Source organism: Gordonia sp. LMA484 (assembly GCF_058129505.1).
Genome location: NZ_CM176700.1, coordinates 147,058 through 167,270, shown reverse-complemented (window position 1 = coordinate 167,270; position 20,213 = coordinate 147,058). Strand labels below are relative to the sequence as shown.

Genomic DNA, 20,213 nt, shown 5'->3' with positions numbered 1-20,213 from the left:
GCTGCAACGCTATTGGTAGACGTGCCGATCTCGGGCGGTGACGGTCAGGACGTCATACTTCCGTAACCGCACAACACCTGTCCCTTCCAGGCGGATCCTCATACCGTTGTTCGTGTGCAGCCGAGCGACATCTCCGTGATCATCCCGTGCCGAAACGAGGCCGGATCGGTGTCCGGCGTGCTGTCCCGGGTGCCGCCGGGGATGCAGAGCATCGTCGTCGACAACGGATCAACCGATGCGACAGCCGATCTGGCACGGGCTGCGGGCGCCGTCGTCGTGGCGGAGTCGGAGCCCGGCTATGGGGCCGCGGTCGCCGCAGGCGTCGCGGCCGCGCGCCGGCCGGTGGTGTGCACGATCGACGGTGACGGGTCGATGGATCCGGACGATCTCCTCGGTCTGGTCGATGAACTCGATCGCGGCGCCGATCTGGCCGTCGGCCGGCGGCGCCCCGCCGGCGCAGCGGTGTGGCCCTATCACGCCCGCGCCGGCTCGGCGGCGGTCGCCGCGTATCTGCGGCATCGGTACCGTCTGCCCGTCCACGACATCGGTCCGATGCGGGCGATCCGGCGGGACACGCTGACCGCCCTGGACCTGCGGGACCGTCAGAGTGGGTACCCCGTCGAGCTGTTGAAGCGGGCCGGCGAGGCCGGGCTGCAGGTGGTCGAGCGGGACGTCGGCTACACCGCGCGCACCGCCGGACGATCCAAGGTGTCCGGTTCGGTACGCGGTTCGGTGCGGGCGGCGCGAGATTTCCTGGCGGCCCTGCGATGACGGTGGCAGCGGCGGTGCTGATCGTGGCCAAGGCGCCCGTCCCCGGTCTCGCCAAGACCCGATTGGCGGTCCGCTACGGCCCTGAGGGCGCCGCCGGTCTGGCCGCCGCGGCCCTGCTCGACACCATCCGAACCGCACGACACGTGCCGGACGCCTCGGTGATCGTCGCTCACACCGGTGATCTCGAAGCCTCCGTGCGCTCCGACGAGATCGCCGAAGCACTTTCCGGCTGCATTCTGGTCCCGCAACGTGGACGGCGATTCGCCGAGCGTTTGATGAACGCCCACCTCGACGCCGCCGCGCTCGGAGCCGAACGCGTCGTCCAGATCGGCATGGACACCCCTCAGGTGCGCACCGATCAGTTGGCGGATGCACTCACGCTGCTCGATCCCGGCCAACCGCGCTGTGCGCTCGGCGAAGCACTCGACGGCGGGTGGTGGGCGCTTGCCACCACCGGTGCGCGTGGAGCCCGCTACCTGGCCGACGTACCCATGTCGGATCCGGACACCGCGCGACTGACGCGGCGGGCACTCGAGCAGGCCGGACTGACCGTCTGCGAACTCGAGAGACTCGCCGACGTCGACGAGCCCGGCGAGGTCGACCCGGTGGCCCGGTTGTGCCCGCCGCAGAGCGAGTTCGCCCGTACCGCAGACCTTCTCAGTGCGGTGACGCCATGATCATCCGATTGTGTCCGACCGGCCCCAACCCGTTCGATGCAATGTTCGCGGCCGGCCGATGTGTGTTGCGTCGCGCAGACGGGTCGGTCGATGAGTGGCCGGTCAACCGCTGGTGCGGGGTGGACCCGGATCTTGACGACAGTGACTTCGACCGGATGGTCGCCGACCGTTGCCGCGGTGCGACAATCGATCTCGGCTGCGGACCGGGACGACTGGTCGACCTGCTGGCCGGCCGGGACATGATCGCATTGGGCATCGACAGTTCATCGGTGGCGGTGTCGATGGCCCGCGACCGCGGACTCGCGGTGCTGCGCCGCGACATCTACGACCCGCTCCCCGGCGAAGGTCGTTGGACCACAGCACTTCTGATCGACGGCAACGTCGGGATCGGCGGCGCGCCGGAGCGAGTCCTGATGAGGGCCGGTGAGCTGGTTCGGCGCAGTGGCTCGATCCTGGTCGAGATCGATCCCGAGGTCGAGCACATCGAACGCGAAACGGTGCGGGTGGAGGGTGCCCAGTTCTCCAGCAGCTGGTTCGCCTGGGCCAGAATCGGTCTGCTCGGGGTCGAGGACGTCGGGCGCGAGTGCGGGCTGACGATCCGGAACGCGTGGGAACTCTCGGGCCGCCAGGTGGTGGAGATGAGCCACACATGACGACGACCGACGACCAGGACGCCGCACAGGAGTGGGCGGCCGGCCTACGCAGCCCGCGGGTGACCGCACGCATCGGTCTGGCCCTGGGCATCTGCTTTCTCATCTGCTTCGCGACCGGACTGCTGAGCCACGGGATTCAGCACCCGGCGTCGTGGTTCGACTGGATCTCGCGACCGGTGTGGATCTACCGGGTCACCCAGGGTCTCCACGTCATCTCCGGGTGTGTGGCCATCGTGCTGCTCATCGCGAAGCTGGCCGTGGTGTACCCGAAGCTCTTCGAGAAACCCCTCCTCGGCTCTCCCGCACGGGCACTCGAGCGCGCATCGATCGCCGTCCTGGTGTCCGCCGGCATCTTTCAGGTGATGACCGGGCTGTTCAACATCGCCCAGTGGTATCCCTGGAAGTTCTTCTTCACCACCACCCACTACGCGATGGCCTACGTGGTTATCGGCGCTCTCGCCATCCACATCGCGGTCAAGCTCCCTGTCATCCGGACCGCTCTCGAGGGTGGCGTCGACGGAGCGTCGACGGTCCCGGTTCGGGGCGAGTCCGGGCTCAGCCGACGTGGATTCCTCAATCTCACCTGGGTGGCTGCCGGTATCGGTGCGCTCGCCTTCGCGGGGCAGACGGTCCCGCTCCTGCGTGATGTCGCCTTCCTCGCACCCAGAAGCGGCGACGGCCCACAGGGGTTGCCGGTCAATCGAACCGCCCACGACGCCCGGGTGGTGGAGCAGGCGACCGACGACGCGTACCGCCTGCATGTCGTCGGGCCCCGGTCCCGTGAGCTCTCGATCGACGAACTCCGCGCCCTGCCGGTGCAGACCGTGGACCTACCGATCAGCTGTGTCGAGGGCTGGAGCGCTGGTGCCACCTGGACCGGCGTGCGGCTCCGCGACCTCGCCGCGCTGGTCGGCGCGACGGGCGACAACGGCATTCGGGTCATCTCGCTGGAACGGGGTCCGTACGCCGTCAGCACCCTTCCGGTGGCCCAGTCCCGAGATCCACTCAGTCTCATCGCGTTCGAGCTCAACGGGGAGACGCTGGACATCGATCACGGCTACCCCTGCCGTCTCATCGCGCCCAACCTGCCCGGTGTCATGCAGACCAAGTGGGTCTCCCGGATCGAGGTGCTCTGAATGGCCGAACGGATCGTTCGCGTGACGCTGGTGGTGGTCGGCCTCGCGCTGATCGGGTACGGCATCTCGCGGATCTGGGACTTCTCCACCACCGATCAGATCTCCGTGATCATCTGGCTCGCCATCGCCCTGCTGGCGCACGACGCGGTGCTCGCCCCGATCGCGCTCGCCCTCTCGTGGCTGTTCCGACGGTCGCTGCCACCCTGGTGGAGCCGCACCCTGCTGGTCGCGCTCGCCTTCACCAACGTCCTGGTCATCCTGGCCCTGCCGGTCATCGCGCCTCGTCCGGCCGATCAGGCCGCACGCAATTCGAGCGTTCTCGACCGCGACTACTGGTTGGGTCTGGGCATCGCGCTGCTGGTGGTGTGGGTGGTCGTGTTCGTGGGCGCGTGGTGGCTGCGGAGCCGCGGACAGCCGCCCCGGCCGACCCCGGATCCCGCCCTCTGGATGGGGCCGCGAGCCTCGGCTACCGGAAGTTGAGTCCGGCCCACCGAGCGTCGTGAACGCGGACGTGGTCGATGTCGATGTCACACGCCACCAGGTGCGCCCCCGTGCCTGCATCACCGGCCGCGACGTGGACCGTCGGCGAACACTCCACCCGCACTCCTGCCGGGCGCCATGCAACGATCTCCGGACACATCGCCGCGGCCGCGGCGACCAGGTCGTGGCAGGGCGCCGACCAGCCATGTCCGATGCCGGCCGGATGTCGCCGCAGACCGTAGGCGCGCATCGATCCGAAGTCCCCGATCCCGGTGCGTGGCAGGTCGGCGACACGGAGCACCAACGCCCGCGACACATCGAGCCCGACCCAACGGACCGGCACCCCGACGGCCCGCGCGACAACGAGCGCCGCGGTGGGGTCGTGGCGAGTGTTGGTGTCCGTGATCCGTCGCAGAACGGCCGGCTGTGCGAACCCGAATCCGGCGAGGACCACCACCGTCCCCAGGCCGGTGAGTGCTGCGAGGTCCAGTTCGATCGCGCGCGCAAGATTCGTCAGCGGACCGATACAGAGCACTGTGCCGCCCGGGTTCTCTCGCGCAAACCGGCAGATGACGTGCGCGGCGCCCGGGTCGAACCGCGGCCGGACCAGGCGCCGACGCCCGCGGAGCGTGTCACCCACCCCATCGTGTCCGTGGGCTGCGGTCGGTCGCCATGTCGTCGGCGGCCTGGCCTCGCCACACCAGATGTCGGAGTCGGGTGCTGCGAGTGCGGCGTTGCGTGCCGCTGCCATCGCGGACACGTTGCCCCACGTCGTCGTGACACCCCACAGCCGCCCGGCCCCGGCGATCGCGGCGATGGCGAGCAGGTCGTCGAGACCACCGTCGGTGTCGACCAGGATGTCTGCCACCCGTCCAGTGTGTGCGATCGACGCTCCGGCGGGGAGTGACAACGAGTCCCGGCGCACCGTCCGGCGTCGGCGACCATCGATACACTCGGCCGCGTGGATGCATTGCGGGACGCCGGGCCGAGCACACCCGCCGACAAGATGTTCGCCAGCGACAATGCGGCGGGGGCATCACCGGAGATCGTCGATGCGGTCGTTCGCGTTGCCACCGACGCACACCTCGCCTATGGACACGATCCGGTGACCGCGGCAGCGGGCCGGCGCATGTCGGAGGTGTTCGAGCGGGACGTGGATCTCCACTGCGTGTCCACGGGATCGGCGGCCAATGCGCTGGCACTGTCGGTTCTCGCCCGTCCCTGGGGATCGATCCTGTGCCACCGGATGAGTCACATCCAGGTCGACGAGTGTGGAGCGCCGGAGTTCTTCACCGGTGGTGCCAAGCTCACCCTGCTCGACGGCGACGACGGCAAGATCGACCCCGACGGGCTGCGGCGAGCCGTGCACCATCGGGTCGGCGATGTGCACAGCGTGCAGCCCCAGGTGCTGAGCATCACGCAGGCCACCGAGACCGGCTCGGTGTACACACTCGACGAGATCCGGACTCTCACCGGTATCGCCCGTGACGCCGGTCTGCGGGTGCACATGGACGGCGCCCGCTTCGCCAACGCTCTGGCGTCACTCGGCGCGACACCGGCCGAGATGACCTGGCGATCCGGTGTGGACGTTCTCTCGTTCGGCATCACCAAGAACGGAGGCATGACCACCGACGCGGTGGTCGCCTTCGATCACGCGGTGTCCACCGAGCTGGCATTCCGCACCAAGCGAGCCGGTCAGCTGGCGTCCAAGATGCGTTTCGAATCAGCACAGATCCTCGCCTACCTTGCCGACGACCTGTGGCTGCGCAACGCGCGCCACGCCAACGACATGGCACGCCGGCTCGTCTCGGCTCTGGGAGGTCTCGGCGTACGGGTGCGCGGTGCCGCGGACGCGAACATCGTCTTCTGCGAGCTGTCCGAACAAGTCATCGCAGGTCTCCGCGACCTAGGCTATGTGTTCCATCACGGCATCCCCGAGCCCGGCGTCGTCCGGCTGGTCGCGTCACCCGCAACGACGGCCGACGGCGTCGACGGACTGCTGGCCACACTCCGCGCCCTGCTGTCGTCGACGCCCGGCTAGCGACCAGGCGTCTGCGGTGGGTCACGTGCTCGCGCACGTCACAGGCGTGTTCGACCTGAATCCGCACTTCCGCCGCATTCGATTCGAGGTTCCCGACCTCGAACGACTGGGGTTACCGGGTCATCCGGACGAAGCGGTGGGCATCTATCTCCCCTCCGCCGACCGGACCTCGGTGCCCGCCCCGGAGTATCGCGACGGGATCTGGGGATATCACGACCCCGATTCGATCCCGACGTCCCGAACCTACTCGGTCCGCGCGGTCGATCTGCAGAGCCGCACGATGACTGTCGACTTCATGGTGCACGCTGTGGGGCCGGCCACCACGTGGGCGCAACGGGCACGGTCGGGGCATCGGGTGGTGATGGCGCATGCGCACGGCTGGTATCGACCACCACCCACGGCGCAGTGGCGTCTCCTGGCCGCCGACCTGGCAGGGCTTCCCGCCCTGGGCAGAATTCTGGAAGAGGATCGGCATCGATCCCCGGTGATCGCTGTCGTCGAGGTCGTCGACGACAACGATCTCGATTATCTGGCCTCCGTCCGCGACGACCGACCGGACGTGCAGATCATCCCGACCACGCCCGGCGGCAACGGGATCGGTCCGAGCCGGCTCGCCGCCACCGTGCGCGCCGTACCTCTTCCGACCGGCGACGGATACTGCTGGTTCGCCGGTGAGGCCGCCCAGTCGCGTGCGGTCCGGAAGTATCTCCGCCACGAACACGGCTGGCGGCGTGACCACTACGACATCACCGGCTACTGGCGCGCGGACAGCGACGACTGGTCACGCCGCTATGCCGCACACGGCGAAGAACTGTTCGCGATCTATCAGCGTGCGATCGCCGACGGCAAGGGCGAGAAGGCGGCCGCCGAGGAGTTCGACGAGGAGCTCGAACGCCGAGGCCTCTGACCGCTGCGGAGTGACACCGTCAGATCGTGGAGGCCTGGTCGTTGTCCTTCATCGCGCCCCAGCCATACCAGCGTTCGACCTCCATCACCGCGGTGGTCCGCGGCCGCGCCCGCTCCGGATAGGCGTCGCCCGTGTAGTGACGGGAGATCCGATCGATGTCGGCCAGGCCTTCGTCGTCACGGAGTTCGACGACTCGCCCGATCAGGGTGACGTGCGTGTACCAGTTCTCGTCCAGCACCGTCACCGTCACACGCGGATCCCGCCGCAGGTGGCCGAGACGGGCGCGCCCGTTGTCCATGTTGAGCAGCACCTGATCTCCGTCCATCAGGTACCAGGTGGCCGCGGTCACCGGTGACCCGTCCTTGCGCACCGTGGCCATCACGCACGGATTCGGCTTGGCGAGAAGATCTTTCGCCGGCTGCGGAAGTGGGGGCTGCGACATCAGGCGCCCTTTCCCAACCGTTCGAGCAGAGCCTTCGCGAGCGGTGCCGACGACGCCGGATTCTGGCCGGTGAGCAGGTTCCGATCGGTCTGGATGTGCGGTGCCCACGGTTGCGCCGCAACCACCGTCAGACCGGCCTCGGTGAGCCGATCCTGCAAGAGCCACTTCGCCTTCGGCGCCAAACCGCCCTGCGTCTCCTCCTCGTTCGTGAATCCCGTCACGGTACGGCCGGCGAAGGCATTCGTGCCGTTGTCGTCGACCGCCGCGAGCAGGACGGCCGGACCGTGACAGACGATCGCGAGGGGTTGATCCGCATCATCGGCGGTGGTCAGGATCTTGCCTGCGTCAGGGTCGACGGCCAGATCCTCCATCGGCCCGTGCCCACCCGGAACAAAGACTGCGTCGTAGTCGCTGACGACGACGTCGGAGAGCGCGATCGGGTTCTGGAACTGCGGGGCGGTCTCCACGACCTGGCGCAGGTGCGCCGCGGCCTCCTCGGAACCCGCCCGGTCGGCGGTCAAGCTGCCCTCGTCGACCGGCGGCCGAACACCGCCGGGTGTTGCCACGATCACGTCATATCCGGCATCGGTGAGGATCTCGAGGGGTGCGACCGCTTCCTCGGCCCAGAACCCCGTCTTGTGCGTGGTCCCGTCGTTCAGCGTCCACGTGCTCGATCCGGTCATGACGAACAGCACTGTTCGTGCCATGTCCACCTCCTTGCTGGTTCGGCTACTTCTCCCTCCAGAGCCAACGTACTCACGTCCACATCATTCCGAGGTCGGACCGCGCGACCACCGTCACCGGTGCCCGCTCGCCCCGATCTCGGCCGGTCGGTCCGGGTCCGAGGACCACTGCGACCAGGAACCCGGAAAAAGCGCGGCGCGGAACCCCGCGAGTTCCAATGCCGCGATCTCGTGTGCGGCGTTGACGCCCGAACCACAGTAGGCGATCACCTCGCCTTCCTCGCGAACTCCCAACGCGGTGAATCGATCTCGAAGTTCAGCCGCGTCGAGGAACCGGCCATCGGGTCCGCTGTTGTCGGCCGTGGGCGCGCTGATCGCGCCGGGAATGTGGCCGGCCCGCGGGTCGACCGGCTCGACCTCCCCGCGATACCGTTCTCCCGCACGGGCATCCAGCACGATCGACGAGGTGCCTGCGACATCGTCGATCTCGACGACCGGCATCCGGCCCGACGTCAACGTGACGGTTCCCGGTCGCGGTTCGGCGTCGCCCGACGAGACGCGCAGGCCGGCATCTCGCCACGCCCCGAGGCCGCCGTCGAGCATCCTGACCTCCGACATCCCACCCCAGCGCAGCAGCCACCAGGCGCGCGCCGATGCCAGGTTCCCGATGTCGTCATAGACCACGACGCGCGAGGTGTCGTCGATGCCCCACCGCCGGGCCGCCGTCTGCAGCGCGGAGACCTGCGGCAGCGGATGTCGGCCGCGCTCGGGCGAGGGCGGCGCGGCGAGTTCGGCATCGAGATCGACGAACACCGCACCCGGGATGTGGCCTGCCCGATAGTGCTCGGCACCGTGGGTGTCGCCGAGTTGCCACCGAACGTCGAGAATCACGGGCGGATGGTCCGACAGCATCGCCTCGGTCAGTTCGTCAACGGTGATCAGCATGCCCCGATCATGTCACCGTCGGCCGTTACCCAACCGTCACCTCGATCGCGATCGCGTTGCTATGGCCATTCTCACCCCCCGCTCCACCGCGTTGGGCTCGTAGCGTCGACGTATGCCCTCCATGAGACTGTTCGTCACGGGTGCCACCGGCTACGTCGGTTCGCGCCTGGTCTGCCGGTTGCTCGCGGCCGGCCACGATGTGGTGGTGAGCAGCCGCGTGCCGGGTTCGCTACGACGTTTCAGCTGGTACGACAGCGTGACCGCGGTCGAGATGGATGCCGACGATCCACTCTCGCCGCAGGAGGCGCTGTCCGCTGTCGGGCCCATCGACGCGCTGTACTACCTGGTCCACGGGATCGGGCAGGACGATTTCGACGACTTCGACGTTCGCGCCGCGGGCCACGTCGCGCTCGCAGCGCGCGACGCCGACGTCGGACGGATCGTGTACCTGGGCGGATTCGTACCGGACACCGATCGCGACAGCCTGTCACCCCATCTGCGCAGTCGCGCCGACGTCGCCGATGCCCTGAACATCCCCGATGGTCCGGAACTCGTGTGGTTACGTGCCGCGGTGATCCTCGGGGCCGGATCGACGTCGTTCGAGATCATCCGGTATGTCGCCGACCGTCTCGCGGTGATCCCGGAACCGAGCTGGACCAAGAATCCGATGGACCCGATCTCGATTCGCGACGTCATCCACTATCTGACCGCCGTCGCGAGCACCGACATACCGGCGGGCACCTATGACATCGCCGGACCGGACGTCGGCGCGCGCTACGGCTCGGTGCTGACGGAGTATCTGCGCGCCATCAAACAGCCGCGGATTCGTCTCCCGATCCCGTTCATCAACATCGACACCCGTCTCGTGGGGCTGGTCGCGGGCCGGATCGTGCCGGTACCGACCTCACTCACCGAAGATCTCGTGACGTCGCTGAGTCAAGAAATGGTCGCCTCCGAGCACACGATCCGGGACCTGGTGCCCGAACCGCACGGAGGACTCACGCCGATGCGAACGGCCATCGAGTCGTCGGTGCGCACCGGCGCCCCGCGTCCGGTCTGCGAACTGTCGAACCTGCATCACCTCGCCGACACCGACCCCCAGTGGGCCGGCGGCGACCTGATGAGGATGCGCCGCCATGTCGGTTCGGCCGTGACCTCGACCAGCCAGATCGTCCGCGGCATGGTATCCCTGCTGACAGGATGACTGCGACCACCCAGACCCTTGTCCGCCGCCTCGCGGCCCCTGCACCCGACACCCGATTCGACGGTCCCGCCACCTGGGCCCGGCGAAGAATCGTCGTGGCTATCTTCCTGGTCATCGGCGCGGTCATCCTCGGTTTCTCGCTGTCCGCGGAGCCCGGCGACTCCTCGTTCTATCCACTCACCATCGCCCTGGCCGCGACCTGGCTCATCGGTGGATTGATGTCGGGTCCGTTGTTTCTGGGCCGCTTCGGTCTGCGTGGCGACGGGACGACCGGCGGCGCGGCGGCGCTCGGCATCGTGACGGGTCTCGCGGTGGGGCTGGCGTTCGTGATCGGCGCGTTGATCACCCGGGAGATCCCTGCCCTGGCGTCACTGGTGACCGACGTCCTCGCGTTCCGGGACGAGGGCAGCATCGTCGTGATCACGATCATCACCCTCGGCAACGGCCTGGCCGAGGAGGTCTTCTTCCGGGGCGCCGTCTATTCGGCCGTTCATTGGCATCACCCGGTGGTGGTGTCGACGATTCTGTACACGTTCACCACCTTGGCCAGCGGAAACGTCATGCTGGGCTTCGCCGCCGTCATCCTCGGCACGGTGTGCGCGATCCTGCGCCGCTCCACCGACGGGGTACTCGCGCCGATGGTGACCCACGTGATCTGGGGTGCGGTGGTGTTGTTCTGCCTGCCGCCGATCTTCGCCTGAGGCCGACCCCCATAGACTGGTGTCGCGGCAACTGACGTGCCGTTGAGTTCAGCGCGACGAGGAGGATCACCTCGTGAGGACCGGATTCGCCCGAATTGTCGGGCGGTGACGAGCATCAGCACGCCGGCCGGCGTCGTCGATCACTGGCTACAGACGTGGTGGCCGTCGGTTCCGTCCGCCCCGACAGCCGAATCCGGTTGCGCCGTGCTCGATTGGGCAGCGAGCGGGGGCATGGCGCTGACCGGCCATCCGAACGGAACTCCGGTGCTCACCCCGGCCGGGGCATTCGGTGCACTCGACACCGCGATGCGCCACCTGACCCGACTGACCGCGATCGTCGGCAAGGAGGTTTCCCTCGATGCCGCCGAGATCATCGCAGGCCGCGCTGCGCTGCGCGGCTTCCGGCGCGGCGGCGATGTCTCCACCGGGGGTATGACCCGGATCTTGCGGGCCGACGACGGTTGGCTGGCGCTCGCGTTGTGCCGTCCGGATGATGTCGCTTCGGTCCCGGCCCTCATCGGTGATCACGGTAGCGAGGACCCGTGGCAGGACGTGACCGCCTTCGCGTCACGCTCGAATGCCGGCGATGTGGTCGCCCGAGCGCAGCTCCTCGGGATCGCGGCCGCGGAGCTACCCGCCCGGCCCTCTCCCACTCTGCCGTTCCAGGTCACCGCGATCAGCCGGCCGGACCGTGCCATCGGGTTGGCCGGGGCACGCGTCGTCGATCTGTCGTCACTGTGGGCCGGGCCGTTGTGCGGGATGATCCTGCATCGTGCCGGCGCGCAGGTGACCAAGGTCGAGAGCACAACCCGTCCCGACGGCGCCCGCATCGGAGACCCGGAGTTCTTCCGATGGCTGCACCGGGACCAGGAGATGCGCAGCGTCGACTTCACCACCGAGGACGGACGAGCCGAGCTCACCGACCTGATCGGTGGCGCCGACATCGTCATCGAGGCGTCGCGGCCGCGGGCCCTCGAGGGTCTCGGACTGTCGCCCACACAGGTCGCGCACCGCCCGGGCCGGATCTGGGTGAGCATCACCGGCGGAGGACGACGCAACCCGATGCAGGTCGATTTCGGGGACGACGCCGCCGTCGGCGGCGGACTTGTCGGCTGGTCCGGCGGGGAACCGGTGTTCTGCGCGGACGCCGTCGCCGATCCCCTGTCCGGTGTGACCGCGGCCCTGGCGGTCGCGGCATCCGCCCATGCCGGTGGCGGGACGTTGATCGACGTGTCGATGGTGGACACCGCAGCTGCCTATGCCGGGATCGAGATCGCCTGTCCCGGAGATCATCACGTGTCTGCCGACGGCGACCGTGTCGACGTGGTGTGCACACACGAACACCGCCGGCAGCAGGTACTCGACCCCAGACCGCCGAGGGTCGCGTGCTGATCCGAAATGCCGCATTGGATGGCCGGCTCGTCGACATCCGTTGTGCTGCAGGCCGGATCAGTGAGATCGGCGAGCACCTGAGACCGCTCGTGGGCGAGGTCGATCTCGATGTGGCGGGCGCGTGGGTGATGCCCGGCCTGCACGACCATCACATCCATCTACGGTCTCTCGCGGCGACCGCGAACTCGGTGCGACTCGGTCCGCCCGCGGCACACGACCGCGACGACCTCGCGCGTCTGCTGGATGCGGCCGCCCGCTCCGCCAACGACGGGGCCTGGTTGCGTGGCTACGGATATCACGAATCCGTGGCGGGACCGCTGACGCGCGAGGTGCTCGACCACCTGGTGCCCGACCGTCCACTGCGTGTCCAACACCGCTCGGGTGCACTCTGGATTCTCAACAGCGCCGCCTGCCGGCTGACCGGCGTCGACGGATGTGACCTACCCGGGGTCGAGCGCGACGACGCCGGACAACCCACCGGACGGCTGTGGCGAATGGACGCCTGGCTGGGCGGTCGGGTGGGGTCTGCCGCACCCGACATCGCATCGGTCAGCCGCGACGCCGCGGCGCGCGGTGTCACCGGATTCACCGATGCCACACCCGGCTTGGATCAATCCTCGGTGGACGACCTCGCTGGCGCCGTACAGTCCGGCGACATCATGCAACGCGTCCACTGCATGTCCACGGCCGACATCCGCCCACCCGCCGACACCGGTCTGCCGTCGAAGTTCACCCTCGGACCGACCAAGATCCTGCTCGATGACGACCGACTTCCCGGACTCGACGAGTTCACCCACACCATCGAGAAGGCACACAGTGCGGGCAAACCCGTTGCGGTGCACTGTGTCACCCGTGTTCAGTTGGTCCTCACGATGGCCGCTCTCGACGGCGCGGGCGTGCTGGCCGGTGACCGGATCGAGCATGGCGCAATCATCGGTGATGACTGTTTCGAATGGCTGCGGGAGCGTCGGATTCCGGTCGTCACACAGCCGAACTTCCCGCTCGAACGGTCCGAGCAGTATCGGACCGACGTGCCCGACCACGACAAGCCGGATCTGTGGCGCCTGGGCAGCCTGCTGGCGGGCGGCGTCCTGGTCGCGGCCGGCACGGACGCGCCGTTCGGCGGGGCGGACCCGTGGGAGGCCATTCGCGCCGCAGTCATCGATCACTCTGATCGGGATCAGGCGGAACGAGTGACGCCGACCGTGGCGCTCGGCCTCTTCTGGGGTCACGCAGATCGGCTCGACGTGCCTCGCCGCGTTCAGCCGGGCGCCCTCGCCGACCTGACCATCGCCCGCGGCTCCCTCGACGACCTCCGCCGTGACTCCTCCGCCATCGGCATCGTCGCAACGATCGTCGACGGCGCCCCGGTGCATCTCGGCTGACGGGCCCAGAGCACCGACTCCCAACCGATCCCCGAAGAGGTCCGAAAAACCCAAAACGCCATCCCACCAACCGATCCCCCGAGAACACCCAAAGCACTGCGTCACCAACCGCCCCCCCGAGAACACCCAAAGCGCTGCGTCACCACCCGACCCCCCCGAGAACACCCAAAGCACTGCGTCACCACCCGACCCCCCGAGAACACCCAAAGCGCTGCGTCACCACCCCGATCCCTGAGGAGCCTCCGAGCCTGCGAGGATGCGTCACGAAGGGCCCTTCGTGACGCACGCAAGCTCGCTCCTCAGGGACCGGGGTGGCGACACTCGCAAACTCGCTCCACAGCAACCGAATAGCGACCGGCCCACAGCAACCACCCAACACCCGAAGAAACCTAAAACACCATCCCACCAACCGATCCCTGAGGAGCCTCCGAGCCTGCGAGGAAGCGTCACGAAGGGCCCTTCGTGACGCACGCAAGCTCGCTCCCAAGGGACCGGGGTGGTTACGCTCGCAAGCTCGCTCCTCAGGGACCGGGGTAGCGACACTCCCAAACTCGCTCCACAGCAACCGAATGGCGACCGGCCAACAGCAACCACCCAACACCCGAAAGAACCCAAAACACCATCCCACCAACCGATCCCTGAGGAGCCTCCGAGCCTGCGAGGATGCGTCACGAAGGGCCCTTCGTGACGCTCGCAAGCTCGCTCCTCAGGGACCGGGGTGGATACGCTCGCACGCTCGCTCCTCAGGGACCGGGGTGGATACGCTCGCAAGCTCGCTCCTCAGGGACCGGGGTGGATACGCTCGCAAGCTCGCTCCTCAGGGACCGCGAAGCGACGCACGCACGCTCGCTCCACAGCAACCGAGTGGTGACGCTCAAAACATCACTCGACGGAACGACGGACCCGGCACACTACAGTAACCTTTTCAGTATGGTGAACGTCGATACGGTCGGTCGATCAGGAGGTTGTCGGTGAACGCCGAGGGGGCCACGAAAGCCGAACAGTCCGCGTCGGATTCCTCCGCGGACTTCGCCGATCAACTGGCCGCACACCTCGCCGGCTACGGATCGAGACCGTTCATCGAGTTCGAGCGAACGTGGTACACCGGTGACGACGTCACCCGATTCGTCGACACCATCGGGTCGGTGCTGTCCGAGGCCGATGTCCCGGACTCGGCGGGCATCGGGGTGGTCGCCCGGAATCGACTGCCCCACGCGGCGGCCACGCTCGGCCTCATCGCATCCCGTCGGCCGGTGGTGATGATCTACTCCTACCAATCCGACCAGGCGATCGCCGACGACATCGCCTCGCTTGCTCTGGCGGCAGTGATCGCCGACGGGCAGGACTGGACGCCGCGCACCCGGGAGGCCGCTCGACGTGCCGGTTGCGCCGCGATCGCACTGTCGTCGCGGCCGCCGGCAGCGGAGCTGATCGCGCCCGGGGATCAGGGTCGTCGGCCGGTCGCGGACACCGCGGTCGCCAGTCCGGGCCTGCACATCTTGTCGAGCGGAACCACCGGACCGCCCAAGCGCTTCGAGCTGCGCACCGACATCCTCAGTCACACGGTCACCACCATGACGATGGGTACGAGCGGTCGATACGACGACCCACCCGAGATCGTCTACTGGCCGTTCGGCAGCGTCGGCGTGTGCCAGTTGCTGGCCGCACCGTTTCTGGACAAGAGGATGGTGTTGCTGGAGAAGTTCACCGTCGACGAATGGGTGCGGGCCGTCAAGACCTACCGGATCACCCGTGCCGGCGTACAGCCCGCACTGCTGCGGATGATCCTCGACGCCGACGTCGACAAGGAGGACCTGGCCTCCCTGCAGTATCTGCCCGGAGGGTCCGGACCACTCGAACCGCAACTGCGTGCGGAATTCGAGGGACGCTACGGAATTCCCCTGCTGTGGGCCTACGGCGCAACGGAATTCGCCGGGTCGGTCTGCGCGTGGACACCCGATGATCATCGCCGTTACGGCGCGGAGAAACCCGAGAGCGTGGGGCGCCCGCTGCGCGGCGCCCACGTCCGCATCGTCGATGCCGACACCGGCGCAGAGGTCGCGACCGGACAGCAGGGACTGTTGGAGGGGCGCGTCGACGTGATCGGGCCCGACTGGATCCGCACCACCGATGTGGCATCGGTCGACGCGGACGGATTCATCTATCTACACGGACGTGGCGACGGCGCGATCAACCGTGGCGGGTTCAAGATTCTGCCGGAAACCGTTCGCGCGGTGCTGATCCGACATCCGGCCGTGCTCGACGCCGCGGTCGTCGGCGTGGATGACCGCCGGCTCGGTCAGGTTCCGTTCGCCGCTGTCGAACTCCGCAGCGGTGCAATACCGCCTTCGGAAGCCGAGCTCACCGATATGGTCCGCGTCGCGCTCCCGAGTCACCATGTTCCCGTGGCCATCTCGATCGTGACTCGCCTTCCGCGGAATGCGGCATGGAAGGTCCGGATTCCTGATGTCGTCGCACTCTATCCCGGCGGCGACTGACCGCGGGCGGTGCTCAGTGCGTCGGCTTCACGTACGTCGGCCGCCCCAGGCCCAGAATGTGCTGAGCGATCATGTTGCGGAAGACGTCGATCGTGCCACCGTAGATGCCGAGCAGGGGCGCCCAGCGATACAGGTGTTCGGGACCGAACTCGTCACCGGCCGGTGCTCCTGCAGTCCCTGGAGACAGCACTGCCGACGGCCCGATGACATCCATGAGTTCGGGCGCGAGGTCACGCATGGACTGCGCAATGGCCACTCGCCCGAACAGACTTGGCGTGCTCAGTGCCGCCTCGATCCGCGAGTGGGCCCGCCCGAGACGGTAGGCGATCGATTCGTCGTCGAGCCGACGGCGGCCGTCGGCGTCCACCTGCCGGACTGCATCGGTGGCGAGATCGGCCGACACCGCCATCGCCATGCCGAAGTTGCTCATCATGGTGATGTCGGACAACCCGGCATCGCCGGGTTCACCCGCACCGTGTTCGGCGGCGAGTGGGCCACTGAGCACGGCCCATCCGTCGTTCACCGGTCCGAGCCGATACCGGTCCGGGATGCGGACGTCCGCATAGTAGGTGATCGTCGTGCTGTTGCCGTCCACGGTTGTCAACCGCTGTACCTCGATCCCCGGGGTGTCGAGAGGTACCAGGAACATCGTGAGATTGCGGTGCCGCTTTCCGGCAGGATCGGTGTTGGTCAGCAGGAACACGTACTGACAGACATCGGCGCCCGAGGTGAACATTTTCTGCCCGTTGATGATCCATTCGCCGCCGTCGGCGACGGCGCGGGTCCTGCAGGTCGCGATGTCCGAACCGCCTTCTGGTTCGGTGTATCCCATGGCGAACAGTGCCTCGCCGGCGCAGACCGGCGCCAGCACCTCGTCGAGTAGTTCCGGTCTGCCGTACACTGTGACCGCCTGCAGGATCATCATCGTCGATCCCCATCGTTCCAGCGGAATGCCGAGGCGTCGCCGCTCGAGGTCCCAGATGCGGCGCTGCAACGCGGTCAGGCCGCCGTCGTCGACCTGTTTCGCCTCCGCCTCCAGCCAGCCCTCGACACCCATCGCCCGGTGCAGATCGACGATGACACCATCGCCGGTCGCCTTCGCCGCACTGAGCATCTCGGCATCGACTTGCTCATCCAGAAACGACCGTGCCCGAGCCCGGAACTCGCGGTCGGCGTCGGTGAGCGCAACGGTTGAGAAATCCATGGGCGTCCTTTCCCTACGACGCGGTCAGTGCCCCACCGCGGGTCGCGATCGTCCGCGCCCAGCGGTAGTCGGCCTTGCCGTTTGCCAGGCGCGCAACCGAGTCGACGACGATGATCTCCTTGGGCACCTTGAACCGGGCCAGATGTCCGCCGGCGAACTCCCGCAGGTTGTCGGCGCCGAGGTCGACGTCGGGATCGATCGCGACGACGGCGACCACCTCTGTGCCCCACCGCTCGCTGGGGCGGCCGACCACCAGCGCATCGACCACCCCGGGATGACTGCGCAGGATCTCCTCGACCTCTTCGACGAAGATCTTCTCGCCGCCGCTGTTGATGACCAACGAGTCGCGTCCGTGCAGGCGAATGGACCCGTCGGCTTGCAGACTCGCGCGGTCACCGGGAATAGACACCCGCAGCCCGTCGATCTCCGGGAACGTACGCAGGGTCGACTCCCGATCGGCGAAGTAGCCCAACGGCACTCGCCCCGCACGGGCGAGCCAGCCGATCTCGGCGTCACCCGGCTCGAGGAAACGCGTGCGGTCGGCCGACACGACCCGCCCGCTCGGGTGCATGACGAACGTCTCGGCCGGGGCGCCGCGAAGACTCGGGCTGGTGGCCATGCCACCGGTTTCCGACGAGCCGAACGTGTCCAGAACCGCGATGTGCGGCAGCAACTCCAACAGTTCCGACTTGTGTCGCGGATTGATCGCGGCACCGCCGCTGCCGATACCGATGAGCTGCCCCAGGTCGTAGGACCGGGAGCGCAGTTCGGCGACGAGTGGACCGGCATATGCGTCGCCGACCATCGTGAGGATGCGCACCTGCTCACGCTCGGCGGTCTCCAGCACCGTCCGTGCGTCGAAACGATCGCGGTTGTCGTAGACGACGGCAGTACGACCGGCCACGATGGCACTCAGGGCGGTGGAGAGCCCGGCGGAATGCATCAACGGTGACACCGCGAAGAACGGTTCGCCCGTCTCGGGAACGAAGCCGAGGAGCGCATCCTCGGACTCGTGTTCCATTCCGGTCATGGTCGAGATATAGGCATCCGCCTGCCGCCACAACACCCCTTTCGGCAGGCCGGTGGTGCCGCCGGTGCAGACCATCAGGAGATCATCGGGCGACGACGCCACGGGCGCGGCGCCGGCCCCGATGGCCAACGCCTCCTCGTAGCCGACCACGCCCGGGACCCGCGGCCCATCGCCGTCGTCGATCGCGACGAGGACATCAGCACCTGCCGGCAGCGTCGCCTCGGCGATCAGATGCGCCAGGGACCGATGAAAGATCACCCCCGACGGTGCGATGTGGTCGAGCAGAGCCGTGATCTCGCGAGGAGAGTAATGGTGATTGATGTTGACCGGAACAACCCGGCCACGCACGCATCCGAGGAACGCCTCGACATACTGGTCGTTGTGCATGAGCAGGGCGATCCGATCCTGTCCGCACTCCCAGCGGTCGAGGTCGGCGCGCGGTACCCGCACACCCAGGCCGCGCGAGGCCAGGTAGTTCCCGAGGTTGCGGGAGCGTTCCGCGGTTTCGGCGAACGTGGTTCGTCTGTCTCCGCAGATGGTGGCTTCCCGATCGGGCACCTTGCGCGCGATCGCATCCACGATCTCGCCGACCGTCCATTCCCGCACAAGCGCCTCCAGCAATAGTTACCGTCGCAGCAACAGTAATTATTACAACACTCGCGACCCCGCCCGCCCGACAATGGCCGATCCGACCCCGCCGGGCAGCCTGCCGAAGGTGTTTACTGTTGCCATTACCGTTGATAGTGTTGCACAGAGCCCCGACCTCGGGCCACAGCCGCGACGCACAGCAGAAGGGCGGACATGACGCAGTCCACCGACGCGCCGATCTTCGACGCCGACTCGCATATGTACGAGACGGCGGACGCGCTCACCAAGTACCTGCCGGAGCAGTACAGGCAGGCCGTTCAATACGTTCAGATCGGACGTCACACCCGGATCGCGATCAACGGGAGGATCACCGACTTCATCCCGAACCCCACGTTCGACCGCGTCGCAGCGCCCGGCGCGCACGAAAAGTTCTTCGCCGGCGAGAACACCGAGGGTCTCACCCTGCGCGAGATGCAGGGCAAGGCCATCGACGCGCCCGCGGCCACGCGCAACCCCGCCGACCGGGTCGCCGAGCTCGATCGACAGGGCGTGGCCGAGTGTCTCAACTATCCGACGCTGGCCAGCCTCGTCGAACACTCAGCGGCCGACGATCCCGAACTGACGCTGGCGATCATCCACGCGCTCAACGAGTGGATGCTCGAGCACTGGACGTACGCCTACCAGGATCGTGTGTTCTCGACCCCGATCATCAACTGCGCCGAGGTCGACGGCGCGCGTCGCGAACTCGAGTACATCCTCGACAACGGCGCGAAGGTCGCGCTCATCAAGCCTGCGCCGGTCAAGGGCCTGCACGGTTGGCGGTCGCCCGCCCTACCCGAGTTCGATCCGTTCTGGCGCGACGTCGAGGCCTCGGGCCTCCCGATCGTCCTGCACGCCAGCCAGCCACCGCTCGACGAGTACGTGAACAGGTGGGAGCCGCCGAACACGAAGAACTTCATGGCGATGAGCTCGTTCCGGTGGTTGGCACTGGGCCACCGCGAGATCTCCGACATGATCGGCAGCCTCATCTGCCACGGCACGCTGACCCGCTTCCCCGCACTGCGGATAGCGAGCGTCGAGAACGGCAGTTCGTGGATTCATCCCCTGTTCCACGACCTGGCCGACCTCACCAAGAAGATGCCGCAGAACTTCCCCGAGGATCCGCTCGACGTGTTCCGTCGCAACATCTGGGTCAGCCCCTTCTGGGAGGGATCGGTGTCCGACGTCGTCGAGACCGTCGGCTGGGACAAGGTGATGTTCGGGTCGGACTACCCGCACCCGGAGGGACTGCCCGAGCCGAAGGGCTTCTGGAAATACGCCGAAGGCATGGACACCAGACGCACCTGGGACTTCATGGGCGACAACGCACGACGCTTCATGGGCCTGCCGATCGCCAATCCGGATCCCGCCGCGGCCCAACCACCGGCGCTGGCGACCGCGTGATTCGATCGGCACCATCGAGCGAAGGACCAACGC

At 67.7% G+C, this 20,213-nt stretch carries 19 protein-coding genes; 13 read left to right on the top strand and 6 right to left on the bottom strand.

The genetic code is table 11. The annotated features are described in order from the left end of the window. Positions 1 to 114: 114 nt before the first annotated feature. Genes AC4AMJ_RS00725 through AC4AMJ_RS00705 form a run of 5 tightly spaced genes read left to right on the top strand, consistent with a single transcriptional unit; the run spans position 115 to position 3,717 of the window. On the top strand, positions 115 to 771 hold the full coding sequence (locus AC4AMJ_RS00725) for a glycosyltransferase (RefSeq protein ID WP_489916655.1): 657 nt from the start codon (positions 115 to 117) through the stop codon (positions 769 to 771). Continuing rightward, entirely contained in the window at positions 768 to 1,448 is a 681-nt protein-coding gene (locus tag AC4AMJ_RS00720) for a TIGR04282 family arsenosugar biosynthesis glycosyltransferase (RefSeq protein ID WP_489897491.1), read from the top strand. Before AC4AMJ_RS00725 ends, AC4AMJ_RS00720 begins: the two co-directional genes overlap by 4 nt. Continuing rightward, positions 1,445 to 2,101 carry a methionine biosynthesis protein MetW gene (locus tag AC4AMJ_RS00715; protein WP_489916653.1) on the top strand — a complete coding sequence of 219 codons (657 nt, stop codon included), beginning with the start codon at positions 1,445 to 1,447 and terminating at the stop codon, positions 2,099 to 2,101. Before AC4AMJ_RS00720 ends, AC4AMJ_RS00715 begins: the two co-directional genes overlap by 4 nt. Then, positions 2,098 to 3,237, top strand: a complete 1,140-nt coding sequence (locus AC4AMJ_RS00710; protein ID WP_489916652.1) for a molybdopterin-dependent oxidoreductase — start codon at positions 2,098 to 2,100, stop codon at positions 3,235 to 3,237. The genes AC4AMJ_RS00715 and AC4AMJ_RS00710 overlap by 4 nt, the downstream gene beginning before the upstream one ends. Next, positions 3,238 to 3,717: a hypothetical protein gene (locus AC4AMJ_RS00705; RefSeq protein ID WP_489916650.1), complete on the top strand. Its 480-nt coding sequence runs from the start codon at positions 3,238 to 3,240 to the stop codon at positions 3,715 to 3,717. Here the strand turns inward: AC4AMJ_RS00705 and AC4AMJ_RS00700 are convergent. Then, positions 3,704 to 4,585: a nucleoside hydrolase gene (locus AC4AMJ_RS00700; protein WP_489916648.1), complete on the bottom strand. Its 882-nt coding sequence runs from the start codon at positions 4,583 to 4,585 to the stop codon at positions 3,704 to 3,706. The two genes, AC4AMJ_RS00705 and AC4AMJ_RS00700, sit on opposite strands and share 14 nt — an antisense overlap. A gap of 93 nt (positions 4,586 to 4,678) precedes the next feature. Here AC4AMJ_RS00700 and AC4AMJ_RS00695 point away from each other — a divergent pair, with 93 nt between their 5' ends. Then, on the top strand, positions 4,679 to 5,758 hold the full coding sequence (locus AC4AMJ_RS00695) for a threonine aldolase family protein (RefSeq protein WP_489916646.1): 1,080 nt from the start codon (positions 4,679 to 4,681) through the stop codon (positions 5,756 to 5,758). Between the two features lie 16 nt (positions 5,759 to 5,774). After that, on the top strand, positions 5,775 to 6,665 hold the full coding sequence (locus AC4AMJ_RS00690) for a siderophore-interacting protein (protein WP_489916644.1): 891 nt from the start codon (positions 5,775 to 5,777) through the stop codon (positions 6,663 to 6,665). Between the two features lie 19 nt (positions 6,666 to 6,684). On the opposite strand, the gene AC4AMJ_RS00685 is transcribed toward AC4AMJ_RS00690, so the two are convergent. From AC4AMJ_RS00685 to AC4AMJ_RS00675, 3 genes are all read right to left on the bottom strand, one after another. Continuing rightward, positions 6,685 to 7,107: a PPOX class F420-dependent oxidoreductase gene (locus tag AC4AMJ_RS00685; protein WP_489897498.1), complete on the bottom strand. Its 423-nt coding sequence runs from the start codon at positions 7,105 to 7,107 to the stop codon at positions 6,685 to 6,687. Beyond that, complete coding sequence (locus AC4AMJ_RS00680; RefSeq protein ID WP_489916642.1) at positions 7,107 to 7,814, bottom strand: type 1 glutamine amidotransferase domain-containing protein; 708 nt, start codon at positions 7,812 to 7,814, stop codon at positions 7,107 to 7,109. The genes AC4AMJ_RS00685 and AC4AMJ_RS00680 overlap by 1 nt, the downstream gene beginning before the upstream one ends. A gap of 90 nt (positions 7,815 to 7,904) precedes the next feature. Further along, the gene (locus tag AC4AMJ_RS00675) at positions 7,905 to 8,735 is read right to left on the bottom strand and encodes a sulfurtransferase (RefSeq protein WP_489916640.1); all 831 of its coding nucleotides are present in this window, start codon (positions 8,733 to 8,735) and stop codon (positions 7,905 to 7,907) included. A gap of 121 nt (positions 8,736 to 8,856) precedes the next feature. Between AC4AMJ_RS00675 and AC4AMJ_RS00670 the strand changes: the two genes are divergently transcribed. The 5 genes from AC4AMJ_RS00670 to AC4AMJ_RS00650 all read left to right on the top strand — a co-directional run bounded on the left by AC4AMJ_RS00670 (position 8,857) and on the right by AC4AMJ_RS00650 (position 15,915). Beyond that, complete coding sequence (locus AC4AMJ_RS00670; RefSeq protein WP_489918547.1) at positions 8,857 to 9,939, top strand: NAD(P)H-binding protein; 1,083 nt, start codon at positions 8,857 to 8,859, stop codon at positions 9,937 to 9,939. Continuing rightward, positions 9,936 to 10,640 carry a CPBP family glutamic-type intramembrane protease gene (locus AC4AMJ_RS00665; RefSeq protein WP_489897501.1) on the top strand — a complete coding sequence of 235 codons (705 nt, stop codon included), beginning with the start codon at positions 9,936 to 9,938 and terminating at the stop codon, positions 10,638 to 10,640. Before AC4AMJ_RS00670 ends, AC4AMJ_RS00665 begins: the two co-directional genes overlap by 4 nt. Before the next feature lie 105 nt (positions 10,641 to 10,745). Further along, positions 10,746 to 12,032 carry a CoA transferase gene (locus AC4AMJ_RS00660; protein ID WP_489916638.1) on the top strand — a complete coding sequence of 429 codons (1,287 nt, stop codon included), beginning with the start codon at positions 10,746 to 10,748 and terminating at the stop codon, positions 12,030 to 12,032. Continuing rightward, positions 12,026 to 13,417 (top strand): amidohydrolase family protein, encoded by a 1,392-nt coding sequence (locus AC4AMJ_RS00655; RefSeq protein WP_489916635.1) that lies wholly within the window; start codon positions 12,026 to 12,028, stop codon positions 13,415 to 13,417. Before AC4AMJ_RS00660 ends, AC4AMJ_RS00655 begins: the two co-directional genes overlap by 7 nt. Before the next feature lie 971 nt (positions 13,418 to 14,388). Next, positions 14,389 to 15,915 (top strand): class I adenylate-forming enzyme family protein, encoded by a 1,527-nt coding sequence (locus tag AC4AMJ_RS00650; protein WP_489916633.1) that lies wholly within the window; start codon positions 14,389 to 14,391, stop codon positions 15,913 to 15,915. Between the two features lie 13 nt (positions 15,916 to 15,928). Here AC4AMJ_RS00650 and AC4AMJ_RS00645 read toward each other — a convergent pair whose 3' ends face one another. Next, the gene (locus tag AC4AMJ_RS00645) at positions 15,929 to 17,119 is read right to left on the bottom strand and encodes an acyl-CoA dehydrogenase family protein (protein ID WP_489916631.1); all 1,191 of its coding nucleotides are present in this window, start codon (positions 17,117 to 17,119) and stop codon (positions 15,929 to 15,931) included. Between the two features lie 13 nt (positions 17,120 to 17,132). After that, complete coding sequence (locus AC4AMJ_RS00640) at positions 17,133 to 18,755, bottom strand: AMP-binding protein (RefSeq protein ID WP_489916629.1); 1,623 nt, start codon at positions 18,753 to 18,755, stop codon at positions 17,133 to 17,135. A 195-nt stretch (positions 18,756 to 18,950) separates the two neighbouring features. On the opposite strand from AC4AMJ_RS00640, the gene AC4AMJ_RS00635 reads away from it, so the two are divergent. Next, complete coding sequence (locus AC4AMJ_RS00635) at positions 18,951 to 20,180, top strand: amidohydrolase family protein (RefSeq protein ID WP_489916627.1); 1,230 nt, start codon at positions 18,951 to 18,953, stop codon at positions 20,178 to 20,180. Positions 20,181 to 20,213 lie beyond the last annotated feature (33 nt).